The organism is Pontibacillus salipaludis (genome assembly GCF_014642405.1).
In the GTDB taxonomy this organism is placed as follows: Bacteria; Bacillota; Bacilli; order Bacillales; family BH030062; genus Pontibacillus; species Pontibacillus salipaludis.
The window spans coordinates 87844-104246 of the sequence record NZ_BMIN01000014.1; the positions used below are offsets into that span (position 1 = coordinate 87844).

A 16403-nucleotide genomic window follows, 5' to 3' on the forward strand; every position below is an offset into this window, starting at 1 on the left:
TTGCCTATTTCCCTTTCTTTAATCACACAAAATATCGCGCAAGGCTGGTTCAAGCGTTGCATATTTGAATTCATAGCCTAGGTCTAGTGCCTTTTGTGGATATACGTATTGTCCTTGTAGAAGGAGTATGCTCATTTCGCCAAGTGCTCCTTTTAATGCGAGAGAAGGGACTGGTAGCCAGTGAGGGCGGTTTAGTACCTTCCCGATTGTTTGACCAAGCTCTTTGTTCCGTTTTGGCTCAGGGGCAGTTGCATTCATTGGTCCAGACACATTTTCGTTGTTTAAAGCAAAGTCGACAATCCCAACGATGTCTTGGATGTGGATCCACGACATCCATTGTTCCCCGTCACCAACAGGACCTCCAGCCATCATTTTATATGGAAGGGCCATTTTAGGGAGAGCCCCTTCTTCACCGAGTATTACTCCAAAGCGTAAGTAAACAGTACGGACGTTATAATCTGCCGCTTGTTCCGCCCGCTTTTCCCATTCTGTTACGACATTTGCAAGGAAGTCATCACCTGGAGTAGTCGTCTCTTCTGTAAACGTTTCGCTTCTTGATGTGCCATAAAAACCTACTGCGGATGCGTTAACAAGTACCCCGGGTGGATGTTCCATCGTTTTGATCAGGTCTAATACTGCTTCTGTTGCTTCAATACGACTGTTCATGATGCTTCGTTTTGTTTCCTCTGTCCATCGACTGCTATTCAAATTCTCACCTGCAAGGTTCACAATCCCGTCTAATGGGGGAAGTTCTTCTTCTGGTTTACATTCATCTTTTAACCATCCTACATATTTTACTTGATCCGTATTAGGGTGTTTGTCTGGATTCCTTGTTAAAACGTAAACCTCATGACCTTGGTGAACAAAATGTCTCGTGATGTGTGTTCCTACAAAACCTGTTCCTCCGGTAATGGCTATTCGCATTGGAAACCCTCCTACAAATATAGGTAATTTTAGTTTATATCAGTTCTTTAGAAAAAGCGATAGAGGAATGTACGGGTCATTCCTCTATTCGTGATAAGATGAAACAGAGGTGAATATGATTGCCAAAAATCACTAAAATAACTACGCAAAAGAAAAATACGCAGCGCTATAACATTTTCCTGGACCGAGGCGAAGGGGAAGCCTACGCCTTTAGCGTTGACGAAGAAATATTAATTGAATATATGCTTCGTAAAGGGAAAGAGCTTGATGAACCAACGATTGAAGTTCTTGTAGAGAAAGACGGTTATCACAAAGCGTATTCCCTGGCTCTCAATTACTTAAGCTACCGGATGCGCTCTGTGAAAGAGATGAGGACGTATATGAGGGAGAAAGAATACGATGAGGATAAGATTGATTATGTGGTAGACCGCTTAGTAAAAGAGGGGCTCCTTAATGACCAGGAATTTGCGGTGGCTCTCGTTCGAACACGGCTTCATACGTCTAGTAAAGGACCAATGCTTGTAAAGAAAGAGCTGATTGAAAAAGGCTTAACAGCAAATGAAGCAGAAGATGCGCTTCAACACTATCCCTATGAAGACCAAGTGGAAAAGGCAAGCAAATGGGTAGAGAAGAAGCTTCGTTTAGATGGAAAGAAGTCTTTCAAACAGCAGGTTCAAAAAGTCCAACAAACGCTTATGCAAAAGGGGTTTCCTCAAGACGTGATTAAAGTTGTCATGGACGATGTGAAGGAGGAAAAGGACAATGATGCCGAATGGGAGGCCGTTGTTCACCAGGGAGAGAAAGCTCTTCGTAAATATGCTTCAAAGGCAGAGGGATATGAGTTAAAGCATAAAATTAAAGGGGCTTTATACCGTAAAGGTTTTCCTTTTGAGTTGATTGAACAATTTCTAGAAGAATATGTGACGGAAGAATAAAGAAAGAGCTGCCACTTGTGAGAACAGGTGACAGCTCCTTTTTTGCGTGATTCCTTAAGCTCTACTTTGGTTCAGTCCAGTCTATACGTTGCTAATCGGGCGCTTCCGCTTTTGTTTGCATCCAGCTCCAGCGCCCAGCAACTAGTAGACTTCCCTCACCTCCGGTCGATCAGTCAACATCGATTCGCTTATGCTCCTCGTGTTTCCTTGATCTCACTGCGGTTCAGTCCAGCCTATACGTTGCTAACCGGTCGCTTCCGCTTTTGAGCTTACTGATCGACTTTAATTTCTTCTCTTCCGTCGTCTTGGTTGTAAATGATTTGTGCTACTGTGGATGGGTCTTTGAGTTTTGATGGGTTACTCACATGCTCGCTTCCATCCCAAAATGGGGTGTTCATACCACCCATGTAAACAGCTGTTACGGATGTGGAGGTTTCGGCTAATTCTTTTTGTAAACTTTCTGTGAAACCTCGTTGTGCGAACTTGCTCGCGCAATAAACGGATTCGTTTACTTTTCCTCTAAGACCAGCAGTGGAGATCATGTTTAGAATTCTGCCTCCTGATTCCGTTAAACGAGGTAGAGCAGATTGAGTCATATAAATGGTTCCTTTTACATTTGTATTAAGCATTTGATTGATGTCAGATGGAGTAAGTTCTTGTACAGGTCCAAAAATACCGAGTCCTGCGTTGTTAATTAAAACGTCTAACTTCGGCATTTGTGCCATCGCTTCTTCAACGGAAGATGGATCTGTTACGTCGCAAACGACAACGTTTGCGATTCCTCCTTGTTCTTCAATTTCTCGCTTTACGGAGAGTAGTCGGTCTTCTGTTCTTCCAAGTAAATAAATCGTATTGTCATGGGCAGCGTATTGTTTGGCAAGAGCTGCTCCTAGACCTGTTCCGGCTCCTGTGATCGCTATGTAACTCATGTAATGACTCCCTTTCTTTAAATAGAATCTAGTTTCTATTGTGTCCAATCGTTGCTAAAATGTAAATGAAAGGGGTGTCAACATGGAGAAACGTTTTAGCGATATGACAATTGAAGAGTTACGAGACCGTGTGGCTGAGCTTACTGAACAAGCTAGGAAAGCTGAGCAAATGGGAATGGTGAATGAATATGCGGTCCATCAGCGAAAAATTATTATGGCAAAATCATATATGATGAACCCAGCCGAGTATCAGGTTGGGGAGATTTATGAGATCGAGGGAGACCCGGGGATTTTCTTTGAGATTGTATATATGAACGGGGTTTTCGCTTGGGGGTATCGCCTGAATCCACAAGGTGAACGATTAGAAGTTCAAGGTTCTGAGGAGCAAGAAGCGATGCCTATCTCAATGTTTGGAAAGAAGGTTCAATCATAGAAGAAGTCCCGCACAAGGAACGCCAACCTTATGCGGGACTTTTCTTTCTCGTTGACTTAAACTAATTTTTGATCATACATGGTTTCAATCGCTTTGGCTACAGAAGGAACAACGTGACTTGCTTGGTCTTTTACAGCTTGTTCAGCTTGAGACATCGCAAAACTATGCTCGGTCAAGTTGAACATAGATAAATCATTAAAGGAGTCCCCGACGCACGCAATCTCTTCTGGTTGTATTTCAAATGATTCAAGAAGGTGCTTAATTCCTGCCCCTTTGCTAATGTCTTTTGGCATTAAGTCAAGACATGCAGGATCCGAGATGAATGTGTCGAGCAGATGATCGAACTGTTCTTCAATTCTTTGTTGCATTTGTTTGAGTGAAATGTTCGCTCCGTGAAGAGAAATCTTGGACGGTTCAACGTTTGTTCCGAGCTTGTCGGCTAAGTTAGGGTCGACAATGACAGGACGGAACATTCGCTTTTTCATTGCCTCAAGGCCTTCGCTTTCTTCCTGAACATAAACATCTTTCTCTGTAGACACTGTTGTGATTAACTCTTCATGCACGGCTGCTTGGAAGATCTCTTTGACATGGGGTGGGTCAAATGTATGACTGTGGATGTGGACTCCTTCTTTGTCGTAACCAAAAGCACCGTTTTGACTAATGCGGTTGGCTTTTCCTTTTAGATCCATCATCTCTAGGACAGCTTCTATCTCGTGATCGAGGCGGCCTGTGGCAATGGTTAATTGAACACCGTGATCCATGATTTTCTTAATGGCTTCAATATCACGGGGGCTCACTTCTTTCTCAAAGTTTAAAATTGTTCCATCTAAATCAAGAACAAGCATTTTTATCATATGTAACACACCTTCTATTATATGGATTAGGGTCAAAGATTGATTTTACCATAAAATTATTTTATAATTTGCAAGCGTTTTTATACAAATAGAAAAGACTGTTATGATAAAGATAAAGAGACATAACTGGTTAAAAGAGTGGAAATGGGGTGAGGGAATGCCTGCTTCAGCTAGGGTCAAAAGAGTCCTCAACAATAATGTTGTCATAGCCATCCATCCTGTTCATGAGGAAGTCATCTTGATCGGAAAAGGGATTGGGTTTGGCAAGAAAAATGGAGAGGCTCTAAATGTGAGTGAAGTAGAGAAGACGTTTTTATTAGAAGATAAGGTGATGCAAGAAAATTACAAACAACTCTTACCCTATGTAGGGGAAGAATTTATTGGGTTTATGGACGATCTCTTATCACATATTGAAAAGCGGATGGACAGTACCTTAAATGAGCATATTCACATTGCATTAACCGATCACTTATCATTCGCAATTAAGCGTATGAAGGAAGGATTAGATTTTAACAATCCTTTTTTAATTGAAGTCCAGTCGTTGTATCCTAAAGAACATGAAGTTGCTTTAGAGGTTGTTGATATGATTGAAAGTCGGCTTGGTTTTCAGTTTCCGATAGGGGAAGTTGGCTTTATTGCGATGCACATTCACAGTGCCATCACAGATAAAGAAATCTCCCAAATTAGTCGGGACTCAGAATTAATCAGGCAACTAACGCAACTGATTGAACAGGAGCTTGCGATTGATCTGGATCGCCAAAGCATTGATTTTCACCGACTTGTTCAACACTTAAGACGTGCGATTGACCGTGTTTACAAAGGCGAAGAAGTAGGAGAGAGAACAAAACTCGATAACCTATTGAAAAATGAGTATCCCGTATGCTATAATTTAGCTTGGAAGTTGATTAAGATTATGCAACAAAAGCTAAAACAGCCTATTGACGATGCTGAAATTGTTTATTTAACAATTCATTTACAGCGTTTGCAATCATCATAAATGTTATTCTTTACGTGTTACTGACACGATCAGGCATGAGTAAGGAAAGACAATACAAATCATACTAAGGGTAACGTGTACCTTTATGAAGATTTGTGAGTCTTTTTTTACTCATGCCTTTTTTAATGTTTTAAATGAAAGCGTTTGTGAATGGGCTTACAGCTTTTGATAAACAAGATGAGGGAGGAAACGAGAATGTTTAAACAAGCTTTTGGTACATTGCAGAAAGTTGGTAAAGCCTTAATGCTTCCGGTTGCGTTATTGCCTGCTGCCGGTTTGCTGCTTGGGGTTGGGACAGCCTTTCAAAATGAAACATTATTAGAGCGTCTTCCTGCTCTTAGGGCTGATTGGTTCCAGATGTTTGCTGAAGTAATGGCGAGTGCAGGGGATATTGTCTTTGCAAACTTAGCCTTACTCTTTGCAGTTGGTGTCGCGATTGGTTTAGCAGGAGGAGAAGGTGCAGCAGGACTTGCTGCAATTATTGGTTACCTAATCATGAATGTCACGATGGGTACGATTGAACAAGTAACACCTAAAATGGCGGAGAATAGTGCCGCATATGGTCAGGTTTTAGGAATACCGACCTTACAGACAGGGGTATTCGGTGGTATTATAATCGGTGTCATAGCGGCCCTCTTATATAAGAGATTCTTTAATATTGAACTTCCTCAATATTTAGGGTTCTTCGCAGGAAAGCGTTTCGTGCCAATTGTAACGGCATTTACATCTTTATTTGTAGGTATTGCAATGGTCTTCATTTGGCCACCTATCCAAGACGGACTTAATGCTTTTTCACACTTAATGTTGAACCAAAACCGAGTTATTTCAGCATTTGTGTTTGGACTTATTGAGCGTTCACTAATTCCATTTGGACTACACCACATTTTCTATTCACCATTCTGGTTTGAGTTTGGAACGTATACAACTCAGGCAGGGGAAATTGTTCGTGGTGACCAACAGATCTTCTTTGCACAGTTAAAAGATAACGTAGAATTAACGGCTGGTACGTTTATGACAGGTAAGTTCCCGTTCATGATGTTCGGTCTTCCTGCAGCAGCATTAGCTATTTATCATACAGCAAAGCCTGAACGTAAAGCAGTTGTTGGAGGAATTATGGCCTCTGCAGCTTTAACTTCTTTCTTAACAGGTATTACAGAGCCACTTGAATTCTCATTCCTATTTGTGGCACCATTATTATTTGCCGTACACGCGGTCTTCGCTGGTTTGTCATTTATGGTAATGGAAATCTTGCAAGTTAAGATCGGGATGACGTTCTCTGGTGGTTTAATTGACTTCTTACTATTTGGAGTTCTTCAAAATAAAACCGACTGGTGGCTTGTACTACCGGTAGGGGCAGTGTTTGCGGTTATTTACTACTTCGGTTTCCGTTGGGCTATTCTGAAATTCAACCTGGCTACACCAGGACGTGAAGATGAATCTGAAGATGACGGAGATGAAATTGAAGTAAGTGAAAAACCTTACAACATTCTAGAAGCTTTAGGTGGAGAAGAAAATATCACATATTTAGATGCTTGTATCACTCGCTTACGAGTATCTGTTGAAGATAAAGGGAAAGTTGATAAAGATCGCTTGAAAAAAAATGGCGCATCAGGTGTAATGGAAGTTGGTAATAATATTCAAGCTATTTATGGCCCTGCTTCTGATTCAATAAGAGGACAAATTCAAGATATTATTGATGGAAAAGTGCCTCGTAAAGCGGAAGCGAAGCCTGAGGAACCTGCTACAGATGAATCTTGTGATACTCCAGCAGGGGAATTTAGCTTTGTTAGTCCGCTAAAAGGTGAAATTATGCCGATTTCAGACGTGCCAGATGAAGTATTTTCAGGTAAAATGATGGGGGACGGCTTTGCAATTCTTCCATCTGATGGTGAGATCGTTTCACCGATCAACGGTAAAGTACTAAATGTCTTCCCAACGAAACATGCTCTTGGTTTACAAGCTGAAGATGGAACAGAAGTACTGATCCACTTCGGAATCGATACGGTTACCCTTAAAGGTGAAGGATTCGAAGCATTTGTTTCAGAAGGTGATGAGATCAAGCAAGGTCAGACTTTATTGAAAGTTGATATTGCTTCTGTTCAAGAGAAAGTACCATCCATTGTCACTCCGATTGTGTTTACAAATCTTGGAGAAGGACAAACTGTGAAGATCAATGCAGAGGGCACTGTCTCACAAGGACAAGAGGATATTATTTCAATTTAATAAAAGGAGAGATTTTTCATGGCAGAACAAACAGTGAAAATTACAGCAAAAGACGGTGTGCACGCACGCCCAGCAACAGTACTTGTTCAAGAAGCAGGTAAATACGAAGCAGACGTTAACCTTGATTACAACGGTAAAAGCGTAAACCTTAAATCAATCATGGGAATCATGTCTCTAGGAATCCCTTCAGGCGCAGAAGTAACATTCAAAGCTGAAGGTAGCGACGAAGATGCTGCACTTAAAGCAATCATCGACGTTGTTAAAAACCAAGAACTAGGTGAATAATAACCTAACGAAAAACCAGCATCCTAACGATGCTGGTTTTTCTTATGCATTCACCCTTTACCAAGGTAGAGTATGACAGCGTGCCAGACACCCTTTAGTGCTGTAGAGGAAAGCAGGGTGTCTGGCACGCTTTAGTTGGATGAAGCTACTTTTGTATCTGCTTGTGTTGGGGGTGGGGTTTATCTACAATGGAGTTAGATTGGAATGAATGGGAGTGGGAGTATGAAAGGCTTTCAGGATGATGGGATGAAAGAGGAATTGTATAACCGTGCAACTAAACTGTTTATCGAGCGTGGTTATGAGGAAGTGACGATGAAGGAGATTGCAGAAGAAGCCAATCTTTCTGAAAAACAGTTTGTAAAGATGTTCAATTCAAAAGGTGACTTCGTAATAGAGCTTATGATGGAAGGTTTTTCTCTAGAGGAAGAGGATGCAAAGGAACTCGAGCGAATCGATTTAAATAAGGCCGTAGCAGACATTGTTTATGATTATATTATGAGGCGTTTAGATCGTTATATGGTGTTTGGTAAGAAGATGTTTAAAGAAATGATGTCCTGGAGTTTGAGCCTTATGAAGAAGAAACCAGCCCTGATGAATAAGTTTGTACAGATGGATTTCATGTTCGTTGATGATTTAATTGAGTTCTTAGATGAGTTAAAAGATAAAGGGTGCTTTGAAGACAATTTTGATTCTGTTCAAGCGGGGGAAGTTATTTATAGTGTTTTAGCGTTTGAATTCCTGGTCTATATTTATCAGCCAAATCATTCTAGGGAGCAGCTAAACAATGGGCTCAAAAAGAAATTACAGTTTATCCTTACATAAGAAAGACGAGCCGATAAAGGCTCGTCTTGATTAACATCCACCCTTTATTACTGTAAAGTGCAGCAGGGTGTCTGGCACCCTTTACTCTTTTAAAGTGTTAGAGGGTTAGGTGCTTGACCAGATTTAGTTGCGTTTTCGCATCTGGACTTGGGTGATGATTTCGGATTGAGATTGTTGGGTCTCTCCGTTTACTTGATCGAAAGCATGTTTCGCACTAGCTCGCGGAGATTGGAAAGGGTCACTGTATAAATTCTTGAAAAAACGTTTATCTTCACGTTTCTCTGATTTATTGGCCACGACAGGTCCCTCCTAGAAATTTGTGTGATCGCGTTGGGAAGATTTGCGCGCTCGTTCTTGTGGGCGCGTGTTAATGGTGCCGTTTGCACGTTTAGCTCCATATTCGGATTTAGCACGTGCTTCACCATTTGGCTTTTTCTCAGGAAATCCCACGGTTTTATTTCTTACCATTCTAATCCCTCCTGAGTCATCTCTTACACCTTTCAAAGAACAAGTTCTTTGAAGTGGTGTAAGCATAGTATGTGCATCTAATCCTAAGCTATGTGATACAATGAAGGACAGATTGTTGGAAACAAAAGAGGTGAATACCATGGAAGATATTTTTGATCGATTAGCGAATCGTCTTTGCGAAGAAAATGATAAGCTAAGCATGTACCAAGCGCGGATTTGGGTAGAGTACTTGTGGGAAGATTTCGAAGCCACAAGAGCTAAAGCCGGACGTGATTATGAAGGGAAGCAGATGACAGAGCAGATTGTTATGCAATGGATTAACAGCTATGGTTCTCGTCTTCATGACTTTATGAGTCAGAATCCCCGATACAAGCACTTATTTAATGATGATCAACAGCTGCATTAATGAAGGATAGAGAACATACATTGTTTTCGTAGACGTAAAAAAGACACGGAATAGCTATTCCGTGTCTTTTTCATCCTTTCATGTCGGTAAGATGTCTAACTTCTTCTGTAGCTTTTCTTCTGAGAAAATCCACCCGGTATAAGAAGATAAAATATTTAAATCGTCATCCAATGTCACGACAGCCACGAACGGATAGCGTTCATTCGACCGATAACGCAAGTCGATCAACCGTACCTCTGTATAATCATCGTATTCGTCAATCTCCCACCGGTATACAGGGGAGAAGGAAAGGAAGGCATCCATGTTTTCGTCTTCAATGGCCTTTTGCATGACTGGTAAATCCGGAAGTGGTTTACGCTTGAACTCATCTAGTATCTCAATTTCTCCGTTATCAGCACGACCAACATAAAACTTATCCATCGTTGTAATAGCTAGTCGCCACTTATTATATCGAATGGTAGGAGAAGTCACGATTTGCTCAACATGATCATAATGGTTCTTGATTTTATTTACCATTTCACGTTTAGTGAAATATCGTTTAAGATAATAAAGGACGAGTACAAACCAGACGATAAGAAAGGTTATTCCAGGATTAGCACCAAGCGCCCAGGCGATGATGCCAACAATATGAAGACCGAAAATGTACGGATCAAAAGTGTTAATAATCCCGTAGGCAACCCATCTATTTGAGAATGGTCTGTATGCTTGAGTGCCGTATGCATTAAATACATCGACAAATACATGCAGAATTACGGCGAAGAAAGTCCATAACCATAAATGAAGGAAATCCACCTGAGGGAAGAATGCGTAGATCAATCCTGCGATTGAAATCCCCCATAAAGCAACAGCTGGCATTGAATGGGTAATTCCCCGATGGTGACGAATATAGACTGCGTTATTGCGAAGTTTGTTAACGGTATCGAGGTCAGGAGCTTGAGAACCAGCCATTACGCCAATGAAAACTGCGTTGAATAAAGCTGGATCGCTTTGTACAGCAGGATCTAGAGTAGCTAGTCCTCCTAAAGCAACTCCCATAACAACATGGGTACCAGTGTCCATCTTAAGCCTCCTTGTAGACTCTCTTCGATTTTTTAGATAATTTTATTGTAACAAAAGGGTGAACAATTGTGAAAAATGAACCAACTTACAATATGCTTGAAGGCTTTGATATAGAAGCTTTTCGCCATGATTTAATCGAATGGTTCCGAGCTGAACAACGAATACTTCCCTGGCGTGAGAATCAGGATCCTTATCGGGTGTGGGTATCTGAAATTATGCTTCAACAAACAAGGGTTGATACGGTAATTCCATACTTTCAAAACTTTTTAGAGAAGTTTCCGACTCCAGAAGCCCTTGCTTATGCTGAAGAGCAAGAAGTATTAAAAGCATGGGAGGGCTTAGGTTACTATTCCCGTGCACGAAATTTGCAAACAGCCGTCCGTGAGGTAGTCGAATCCTACGAAGGCAAAGTGCCAAATAATGAAAAAGAACTTGGTTCCTTAAAAGGGGTTGGACCTTACACACGTGGTGCGATTTTAAGTATCGCCTATGACCTCCCGTCTCCGGCTGTAGATGGAAATGTCATGCGCGTATTGTCGCGCATCCTCATGATTGAAGAAGATATTGCTAAACCAGCGACGAGGAAGATCTTTGAATCGCTTATACGAGAGCTAATATCTAAAGAAGATCCATCTTCTTTCAACCAAGGTTTAATGGAGCTAGGAGCTCTTGTGTGCACACCTAAGAGTCCGTCCTGTCTTCTGTGTCCGGTTCGGTCTCACTGTCGAGCTTTCCATGAAGGGAAAGAAACAGAGTTACCTATTAAGTCTTCTAAAAAGAAGCAGAAACGTCTTCCTTATATGACACTGGTTCTAAAAGATCAAGAAGGACGATATGTAGTTGAAAAACGTCCTGATAACGGACTGCTCGCTAATCTATGGCAGTTTCCTATGGTGCCGATGCAGCAAGTAGACCGAGAAAAAGTCGTTGATTGGGTAAAAGACCATTATGGTTTGGAAATTGATCTAATGAACACCGTTGATCAAATCAAACACACCTTCTCCCACGTTATTTGGGATATGGAAGTGGTTACCGCTACAGCAAGCGGAGAGCTAGAATCTAAAGAAGCTCGTTTTTCTACAAAAGAGGAACTAGAGGAGTTACCGTTTCCGGTTTCCCACCAAAAAGTTCATAAACATCTATAGAATTTGAACTGCCCCTTGATAATAGGGGGCAGTTTTTTTATTTGGTTAACTTGATCTCTACTCGGGTTCAGTCCAGTCTGTACGTTGCTAAACGGGCGCTTCCGCTTTTGTATTTTGTATTAATCAACGATTGGTTTTGTTCCAGATGTCCACGTGGCTTCTCTTCTTTGGAAGCCGCCTCGATTTTGGATTTCTTGATTAATTTCTCTGAGGATGGTGGTTCCTTCAGAGTTGAGGTAAGGAACCATCTGACTCAGAGCATGTTGAAAATAAACGAGCTCATCTTCACGCCAATCGTCTTTCTTCGTCATTGTGAGTTCAGTCATATCTCGACCGATATACATTGTTGATCCCTCCCATATATATAGGATGGGCATTTGAAACGTCACCTATACCGATAGGCTGCTGTGATAAATGGATTTTAATGGAATATAAATTCTTGGAATAGCTTTTACGATTTCTGCGCAATCTAGTTGTTGCGGAGGTGATTAAGTTGGCTAAAAAACAAAACCAACAGCAGCAAGCAAACAAAACAGCATCAGGTACAAGTGTTGATCACGTGAAACAGCAAAACCAACAGTCTGCACAAGGACAAGGGCAATATGGTACAGAATTTGCTCAAGGTCAAGGTAAAACAGACGTACAACACGTGAAACAGCAGAACCAAAAGTCTGCTCAAAAGAAAAAATAACAGCAACATCATACTTGGCGGTCGTAACCCCCGAATTCTAACGACTTCCTAAAAAGAAGAGTATCCCTGAAAAGTTCTCTCCCCCCTAGTTTTCTTTGCCTAATTGGCCAAGAATCTACGGGAGAGTAGCTTAGGGGATACTTTTTTTATACATATGATAAATAAAAAATTCCTTTCTCACTCTTTAATATAGTTTTATTATTTCCAATCATCACTTGTTATCGTTATAATAATATGAAGGAAAGATATAGAATTTTATAAATAAAGGTCGTGCGAATAGAGGAGAAAGGGAGATTTCATGTCAGTCCCAAAGCCGGGTCAACATATACAAATTCATAGCTACAAGCATAATGGTCAGTTGCACCGAGTGTGGGATAGCACCACCATCTTGAAGGGTACGAATAATGTGGTGATCGGTGCCAATGATAAAACTAGGGTAACCGAAAGTGATGGTCGGACCTGGGTAACAAGGGAACCAGCTATTTGTTATTTTCATTCGAAGTACTGGTTTAACATAATTGGTATGCTTCGAAACGATGGGGTTTATTATTATTGCAACATCAGTTCCCCCTTCGTTTATGATGAAGGTGCCATAAAGTACATTGATTATGACCTTGACGTTAAAGTGTTTCCCGATTATACCCATATCTTGTTAGATGAAGATGAATACGAAATTCATCGCGAGGATATGAATTATCCGGGTGTTTTAGACCACATTTTAAAAAATAATGTGAATCATTTGCTACGTTGGGTGAGGCAAAGGAAAGGGCCATTCTCGCCGGAGTTTATAGATCAATGGTATGAACGTTATTTAACCTACTTATCGTAAGTACAAGAAATGTCCTAAAAGGGGACGGATCCCAGCAAGATTTGGGATTGTCCCCTTTTATGTTCGTTGAATGGTTTTTGAACGATCAGAATGACTACTTTGTTGATATCTTGTTCTTGGTGTGGGAGAACGTTTTTTCAACAACATAGAGAAAGAGGTGACACCATGAGTAGCGTGAAGCGCTATATGAATTTTGTGAAGCCATATAAATGGAAAATTGTATTAACGGTGTCAATCGGAATATTGAAATTTGGTATTCCCCTATTGATTCCGCTGTTATCTAAATACGTAATTGATTCAATCCTTAACAACCCTGACATGACCCAGGCAGAACAAATCGATCAACTAGTCTGGCTTATGGGAGGTGCCTTTATTGTATTTGCTGTGATTCGACCGCCTGTTGAGTATTTCAGGCAATATCTTGCTCAGTGGGTTGGAAACAGCATTTTATTTGATATTCGCGAGAAATTATTCGATCATATTCAACGGCTTAGCCTACGCTTTTATTCTAAAACCAAGACAGGGGAAGTTATATCCCGTGTCATTCATGATGTCGAACAAACAAAAAACTTCGTGATGACGGGTCTTATGAATATATGGCTAGATATGTTTACTATCGTAATTGCCATTGGGATTATGCTTTATATGGATGTCTGGTTAACACTCGTCTCGATCTCTCTCTTTCCGCTTTATGGATTCGCTATTAAATACTTCTATTCTAAATTACGAAGATTAACGAGAGATCGTTCTCAAGCTTTGGCTCAAGTACAGGGACACTTGCATGAAAGAGTGCAGGGGATGCCGGTTGTGAGAAGTTTCGCTCTTGAAGATTATGAACAAGAGCAATTCAATGTTCAGAATAGAAACTTCCTAAACAAAGCGCTTAGCCACACAAGCTGGAATGCGAAGACGTTCAGCGTAACGTCGACAATTACCGATATCGCACCCCTTCTCGTGATTGGGTTTGCGGGTTACTTTGTCATCCAAGGTAATATTCAAATTGGTACGATGGTCGCGTTTATTGGTTACATGGAGAGGGTTTATAGTCCGCTTCGTAGGCTAGTAAGCTCTTCTACTGTTCTAACTCAATCGTTAGCATCGATGGACCGAGTATTTGAATTTATGGATGAAACCTATGACATTAAGGATAAAGAAGGAGCAGAAAAGCTCGACCACGTTCATGGTGATGTGGAGTTTGATCGTATTTCTTTCCGTTACGATGAAGATGAGAGTCTTGTGCTCAAGGATCTTTCTCTTAATGTAAAAAAAGGGGAAACGATTGCGCTTGTTGGGATGAGTGGTGGAGGAAAATCGACCCTCATCAGCCTTCTACCACGCTTTTATGATGTAGAATCAGGAAGTATTAAGATTGATGGAAAAGATATACGAGATGTAGAAGCTCGCACGCTTCGTGATAAGATTGGGATGGTTCTGCAGGATAACATCTTGTTTAGTGAATCGATTGCGATGAACATTAAGATGGGGAACCCTGACGCTTCAGATGATGAAATGATTGCAGCAGCCAAAGCGGCCAATGCTCATGATTTCATTATGAGTCTGCCTTACGGGTATGACACTACTGTAGGGGAAAGAGGCGTCAAATTATCAGGAGGACAGAAGCAGCGTGTAGCCATTGCGCGCGTTTTCTTAAAAAATCCACCTCTGTTAATCTTAGACGAAGCAACATCCGCACTAGACCTTGAAAGCGAGCATTTAATTCAAGAGGCGTTAGAGAAACTTGCTGCAGATCGAACGACCTTTATCGTTGCTCACCGATTATCAACAATTACTCATGCTAATCGCATTGTATTATTAGCCGATGGTGAGATTAAAGAAGTGGGTAGTCATGAAGAGTTGATGAATAAAAAGGGTGCGTATTATGATCTTTATCAAGTACAGCAACTGGATGACGCCGAGCCTGAAACTGAATATTTAGGAACATAAAAAAGAAGGAGAGGCCCCGCACCGCGCGGGTCCTCTTCTTTTTTGTGAAATGGGGTCCGTTACCGAGTGGGGCCTAGGGCTTGCTGTGGGACAACTCGTTTTCCTGCGGGGAGCTGGTAAGCCTCCTTCTTCGCTGACGCTCCGTCCGGGGTCTTACCTAGGCTCCTCACCCCGCGGGAGTCTCGTCGTCCCACAGCAAGCCCTGACGTTAATGGGTGAACGGACCGCTTATTACAGGTTGTCTTAATTCTCTTTCCTCCCATATTGTATAGGATCACGGAAAGCGAGTGATTTCCAGGCCCACTTTACGCTTCATCAAAGCTGACGGAAATGTCATTTTAACGATGGTCAAATGAAAAGTAGACCCTATCCATGGACAGGGTCTACTTTTTAATCGTCTTAATATGCTCGCTCGTATGATAAAGCTGGTAACTTGAGAGGAGTTTTTTCAAGTGTGCCATTTTTTGATGGTAATCCATTAATTTTGTGGCTAGGGGGAGAAACATTAATTTTTCTTCTTCTGTTTCTTTCTCCTCGTATATATCAATTAGATGTTCAACGAGCTTTGGAATATTGGGTTCGCCTGCTTCTTCTATAGGGTCTGATTCGTGAAAACGGATTCTGCCTTTAATAGAGAGAATGAGCTTCTCGTGAACATGAATGACCTTATCAATTTCGTTAACAAGTGTCGTTCGAAACTCAGCGGGAACCTTATCCATTTCGTTTTCTAGACTGCTAAATGTTTTTAATACCTCGAAAGCTTTACGTGTAGTCGAGATTAAGTGTTTAAACAAAATGAGTTTGCGGGCCTTCTCGAAACGGCGTTTTTTGAAATAGGTTCGTTCTTCTTTAAACAAGCTATACGTATGATCTAAGTACACCATTGCGCCTTCTAGTCTTTCGATCTCTTCACGAAGGGCTGGGCGATCGGATAAGTGACGTGTGGTAATACGTAGCCACTGCAGGATGTCACTTGTATGCTGGTCTACTTGATTAAAGAGCTTTGTTTCATATTTTGGCGGTAAAAAGACTAAGTTTACGATGAAGGAAGCAAAGATCCCGATCATAAGTGATGAAAAGCGTAGCATTGTAAATGGAAGTAGATCCATCTCGGTTGATTCCATAATGGCAATTACAGCAACTAGGGCAAGGAGGATCGTATTCTCCTTCATGCCAAACTTCACACAAACTCCGATAACGAGGACAATGGTGAATCCCATAATAAATGGGTCGTTACCAAGGGAGATCAAAATAATATAGGCAACAATAGCACCTATAATATTTGCTTCTACCTGTTCAACAATGGATTGGTACGACCGATAAATCGATGGCTGTATTGAAAATAAGGCAGCCATACCTGCGAAAACTGTGCTGGTCTGAAAGGGGAGGGCAGCCGCTATATACATCGCTATGGCTACGGCTAATCCTGTCTTCAGCATACGTGCACCTAACTTCATTT

The 16403-nt window shown here is 41.2% G+C and carries 19 protein-coding genes; 11 read left to right on the forward strand and 8 right to left on the reverse strand.

From position 1 onward, the window contains the following. Window positions 1-18: 18 nt before the first annotated feature. Entirely contained in the window at window positions 19-924 is a 906-nt protein-coding gene (locus IEW76_RS14780) for a TIGR01777 family oxidoreductase (protein WP_188655137.1), read from the reverse strand. 119 nt (window positions 925-1043) lie between these two features. On the opposite strand from IEW76_RS14780, the gene recX reads away from it, so the two are divergent. Continuing rightward, a complete protein-coding gene (gene recX / locus IEW76_RS14785) occupies window positions 1044-1859 on the forward strand; it encodes a recombination regulator RecX (protein WP_188655138.1) in 816 nt (271 codons plus the stop codon). Window positions 1860-2128: 269 nt separating this feature from the next. Here the strand turns inward: recX and IEW76_RS14790 are convergent, their stop codons facing one another. Beyond that, window positions 2129-2788, reverse strand: coding sequence for an SDR family NAD(P)-dependent oxidoreductase (locus IEW76_RS14790; protein WP_188655139.1), 660 nt, complete (start codon window positions 2786-2788; stop codon window positions 2129-2131). An 82-nt stretch (window positions 2789-2870) separates the two neighbouring features. Between IEW76_RS14790 and IEW76_RS14795 the strand changes: the two genes are divergently transcribed. Further along, entirely contained in the window at window positions 2871-3221 is a 351-nt protein-coding gene (locus IEW76_RS14795; protein WP_188655141.1) for a YfhH family protein, read from the forward strand. 56 nt (window positions 3222-3277) lie between these two features. Here IEW76_RS14795 and IEW76_RS14800 read toward each other — a convergent pair whose 3' ends face one another. Further along, on the reverse strand, window positions 3278-4075 hold the full coding sequence (locus tag IEW76_RS14800; RefSeq protein ID WP_188655143.1) for an HAD family hydrolase: 798 nt from the start codon (window positions 4073-4075) through the stop codon (window positions 3278-3280). Between the two features lie 157 nt (window positions 4076-4232). Here IEW76_RS14800 and glcT point away from each other — a divergent pair, with 157 nt between their 5' ends. The 4 genes from glcT to IEW76_RS14820 all read left to right on the forward strand — a co-directional run bounded on the left by glcT (window position 4233) and on the right by IEW76_RS14820 (window position 8402). Further along, on the forward strand, window positions 4233-5072 hold the full coding sequence (gene glcT, locus IEW76_RS14805) for a glucose PTS transporter transcription antiterminator GlcT (RefSeq protein ID WP_188655145.1): 840 nt from the start codon (window positions 4233-4235) through the stop codon (window positions 5070-5072). A gap of 195 nt (window positions 5073-5267) precedes the next feature. Next, window positions 5268-7295, forward strand: coding sequence for a glucose-specific PTS transporter subunit IIBC (gene ptsG, locus IEW76_RS14810; protein ID WP_188655147.1), 2028 nt, complete (start codon window positions 5268-5270; stop codon window positions 7293-7295). A gap of 18 nt (window positions 7296-7313) precedes the next feature. Beyond that, on the forward strand, window positions 7314-7580 hold the full coding sequence (locus IEW76_RS14815; RefSeq protein ID WP_188655149.1) for a phosphocarrier protein HPr: 267 nt from the start codon (window positions 7314-7316) through the stop codon (window positions 7578-7580). Between the two features lie 222 nt (window positions 7581-7802). Then, on the forward strand, window positions 7803-8402 hold the full coding sequence (locus IEW76_RS14820) for a TetR/AcrR family transcriptional regulator (RefSeq protein WP_188655151.1): 600 nt from the start codon (window positions 7803-7805) through the stop codon (window positions 8400-8402). 123 nt (window positions 8403-8525) lie between these two features. On the opposite strand, the gene IEW76_RS14825 is transcribed toward IEW76_RS14820, so the two are convergent. Together IEW76_RS14825 and sspK are read right to left on the reverse strand one after the other, a co-directional pair. After that, complete coding sequence (locus tag IEW76_RS14825; RefSeq protein ID WP_188655153.1) at window positions 8526-8699, reverse strand: YpzG family protein; 174 nt, start codon at window positions 8697-8699, stop codon at window positions 8526-8528. Window positions 8700-8711: 12 nt separating this feature from the next. Continuing rightward, the gene (gene sspK / locus IEW76_RS14830) at window positions 8712-8870 is read right to left on the reverse strand and encodes a small acid-soluble spore protein K (RefSeq protein WP_036787409.1); all 159 of its coding nucleotides are present in this window, start codon (window positions 8868-8870) and stop codon (window positions 8712-8714) included. A 139-nt stretch (window positions 8871-9009) separates the two neighbouring features. Here sspK and IEW76_RS14835 point away from each other — a divergent pair, with 139 nt between their 5' ends. Beyond that, on the forward strand, window positions 9010-9276 hold the full coding sequence (locus IEW76_RS14835) for a YfhJ family protein (protein WP_188655155.1): 267 nt from the start codon (window positions 9010-9012) through the stop codon (window positions 9274-9276). Window positions 9277-9354: 78 nt separating this feature from the next. On the opposite strand, the gene IEW76_RS14840 is transcribed toward IEW76_RS14835, so the two are convergent. Beyond that, the gene (locus IEW76_RS14840) at window positions 9355-10335 is read right to left on the reverse strand and encodes a metal-dependent hydrolase (protein ID WP_188655157.1); all 981 of its coding nucleotides are present in this window, start codon (window positions 10333-10335) and stop codon (window positions 9355-9357) included. A 92-nt stretch (window positions 10336-10427) separates the two neighbouring features. Here IEW76_RS14840 and mutY point away from each other — a divergent pair, with 92 nt between their 5' ends. Then, a complete protein-coding gene (gene mutY, locus IEW76_RS14845) occupies window positions 10428-11480 on the forward strand; it encodes an A/G-specific adenine glycosylase (RefSeq protein WP_188655199.1) in 1053 nt (350 codons plus the stop codon). Between the two features lie 119 nt (window positions 11481-11599). On the opposite strand, the gene yfhS is transcribed toward mutY, so the two are convergent. After that, window positions 11600-11824 carry a mother cell protein YfhS gene (gene yfhS, locus IEW76_RS14850; protein ID WP_188655159.1) on the reverse strand — a complete coding sequence of 75 codons (225 nt, stop codon included), beginning with the start codon at window positions 11822-11824 and terminating at the stop codon, window positions 11600-11602. A 149-nt stretch (window positions 11825-11973) separates the two neighbouring features. Between yfhS and IEW76_RS14855 the strand changes: the two genes are divergently transcribed. From IEW76_RS14855 to IEW76_RS14865, 3 genes are all read left to right on the forward strand, one after another. Next, window positions 11974-12171, forward strand: a complete 198-nt coding sequence (locus IEW76_RS14855) for a gamma-type small acid-soluble spore protein (RefSeq protein WP_188655161.1) — start codon at window positions 11974-11976, stop codon at window positions 12169-12171. Window positions 12172-12469: 298 nt separating this feature from the next. Further along, window positions 12470-13000, forward strand: a complete 531-nt coding sequence (gene ntdP, locus IEW76_RS14860; protein WP_036787395.1) for a nucleoside tri-diphosphate phosphatase — start codon at window positions 12470-12472, stop codon at window positions 12998-13000. A gap of 165 nt (window positions 13001-13165) precedes the next feature. Beyond that, a complete protein-coding gene (locus IEW76_RS14865) occupies window positions 13166-14944 on the forward strand; it encodes an ABC transporter ATP-binding protein (protein ID WP_188655163.1) in 1779 nt (592 codons plus the stop codon). A 383-nt stretch (window positions 14945-15327) separates the two neighbouring features. Here IEW76_RS14865 and IEW76_RS14870 read toward each other — a convergent pair whose 3' ends face one another. Beyond that, a complete protein-coding gene (locus tag IEW76_RS14870) occupies window positions 15328-16401 on the reverse strand; it encodes an FUSC family protein (RefSeq protein WP_188655165.1) in 1074 nt (357 codons plus the stop codon). Window positions 16402-16403: the final 2 nt, after the last annotated feature.

Coding starts and splice junctions, on each gene's coding strand:
- IEW76_RS14870 (WP_188655165.1), bottom strand. CDS start 16,401: ATGAAGTTAGGTGCACGTATGCTGAAGACAGGATTAGCCGTAGCCATA.
- mutY (WP_188655199.1), top strand. CDS start 10,428: ATGCTTGAAGGCTTTGATATAGAAGCTTTTCGCCATGATTTAATCGAA.
- IEW76_RS14790 (WP_188655139.1), bottom strand. CDS start 2,788: ATGAGTTACATAGCGATCACAGGAGCCGGAACAGGTCTAGGAGCAGCT.
- IEW76_RS14840 (WP_188655157.1), bottom strand. CDS start 10,335: ATGGACACTGGTACCCATGTTGTTATGGGAGTTGCTTTAGGAGGACTA.
- IEW76_RS14820 (WP_188655151.1), top strand. CDS start 7,803: ATGAAAGGCTTTCAGGATGATGGGATGAAAGAGGAATTGTATAACCGT.
- IEW76_RS14795 (WP_188655141.1), top strand. CDS start 2,871: ATGGAGAAACGTTTTAGCGATATGACAATTGAAGAGTTACGAGACCGT.
- ptsG (WP_188655147.1), top strand. CDS start 5,268: ATGTTTAAACAAGCTTTTGGTACATTGCAGAAAGTTGGTAAAGCCTTA.
- IEW76_RS14800 (WP_188655143.1), bottom strand. CDS start 4,075: ATGATAAAAATGCTTGTTCTTGATTTAGATGGAACAATTTTAAACTTT.
- ntdP (WP_036787395.1), top strand. CDS start 12,470: ATGTCAGTCCCAAAGCCGGGTCAACATATACAAATTCATAGCTACAAG.
- yfhS (WP_188655159.1), bottom strand. CDS start 11,824: ATGTATATCGGTCGAGATATGACTGAACTCACAATGACGAAGAAAGAC.
- IEW76_RS14815 (WP_188655149.1), top strand. CDS start 7,314: ATGGCAGAACAAACAGTGAAAATTACAGCAAAAGACGGTGTGCACGCA.
- IEW76_RS14865 (WP_188655163.1), top strand. CDS start 13,166: ATGAGTAGCGTGAAGCGCTATATGAATTTTGTGAAGCCATATAAATGG.
- sspK (WP_036787409.1), bottom strand. CDS start 8,870: ATGGTAAGAAATAAAACCGTGGGATTTCCTGAGAAAAAGCCAAATGGT.
- IEW76_RS14835 (WP_188655155.1), top strand. CDS start 9,010: ATGGAAGATATTTTTGATCGATTAGCGAATCGTCTTTGCGAAGAAAAT.
- glcT (WP_188655145.1), top strand. CDS start 4,233: ATGCCTGCTTCAGCTAGGGTCAAAAGAGTCCTCAACAATAATGTTGTC.
- IEW76_RS14780 (WP_188655137.1), bottom strand. CDS start 924: ATGCGAATAGCCATTACCGGAGGAACAGGTTTTGTAGGAACACACATC.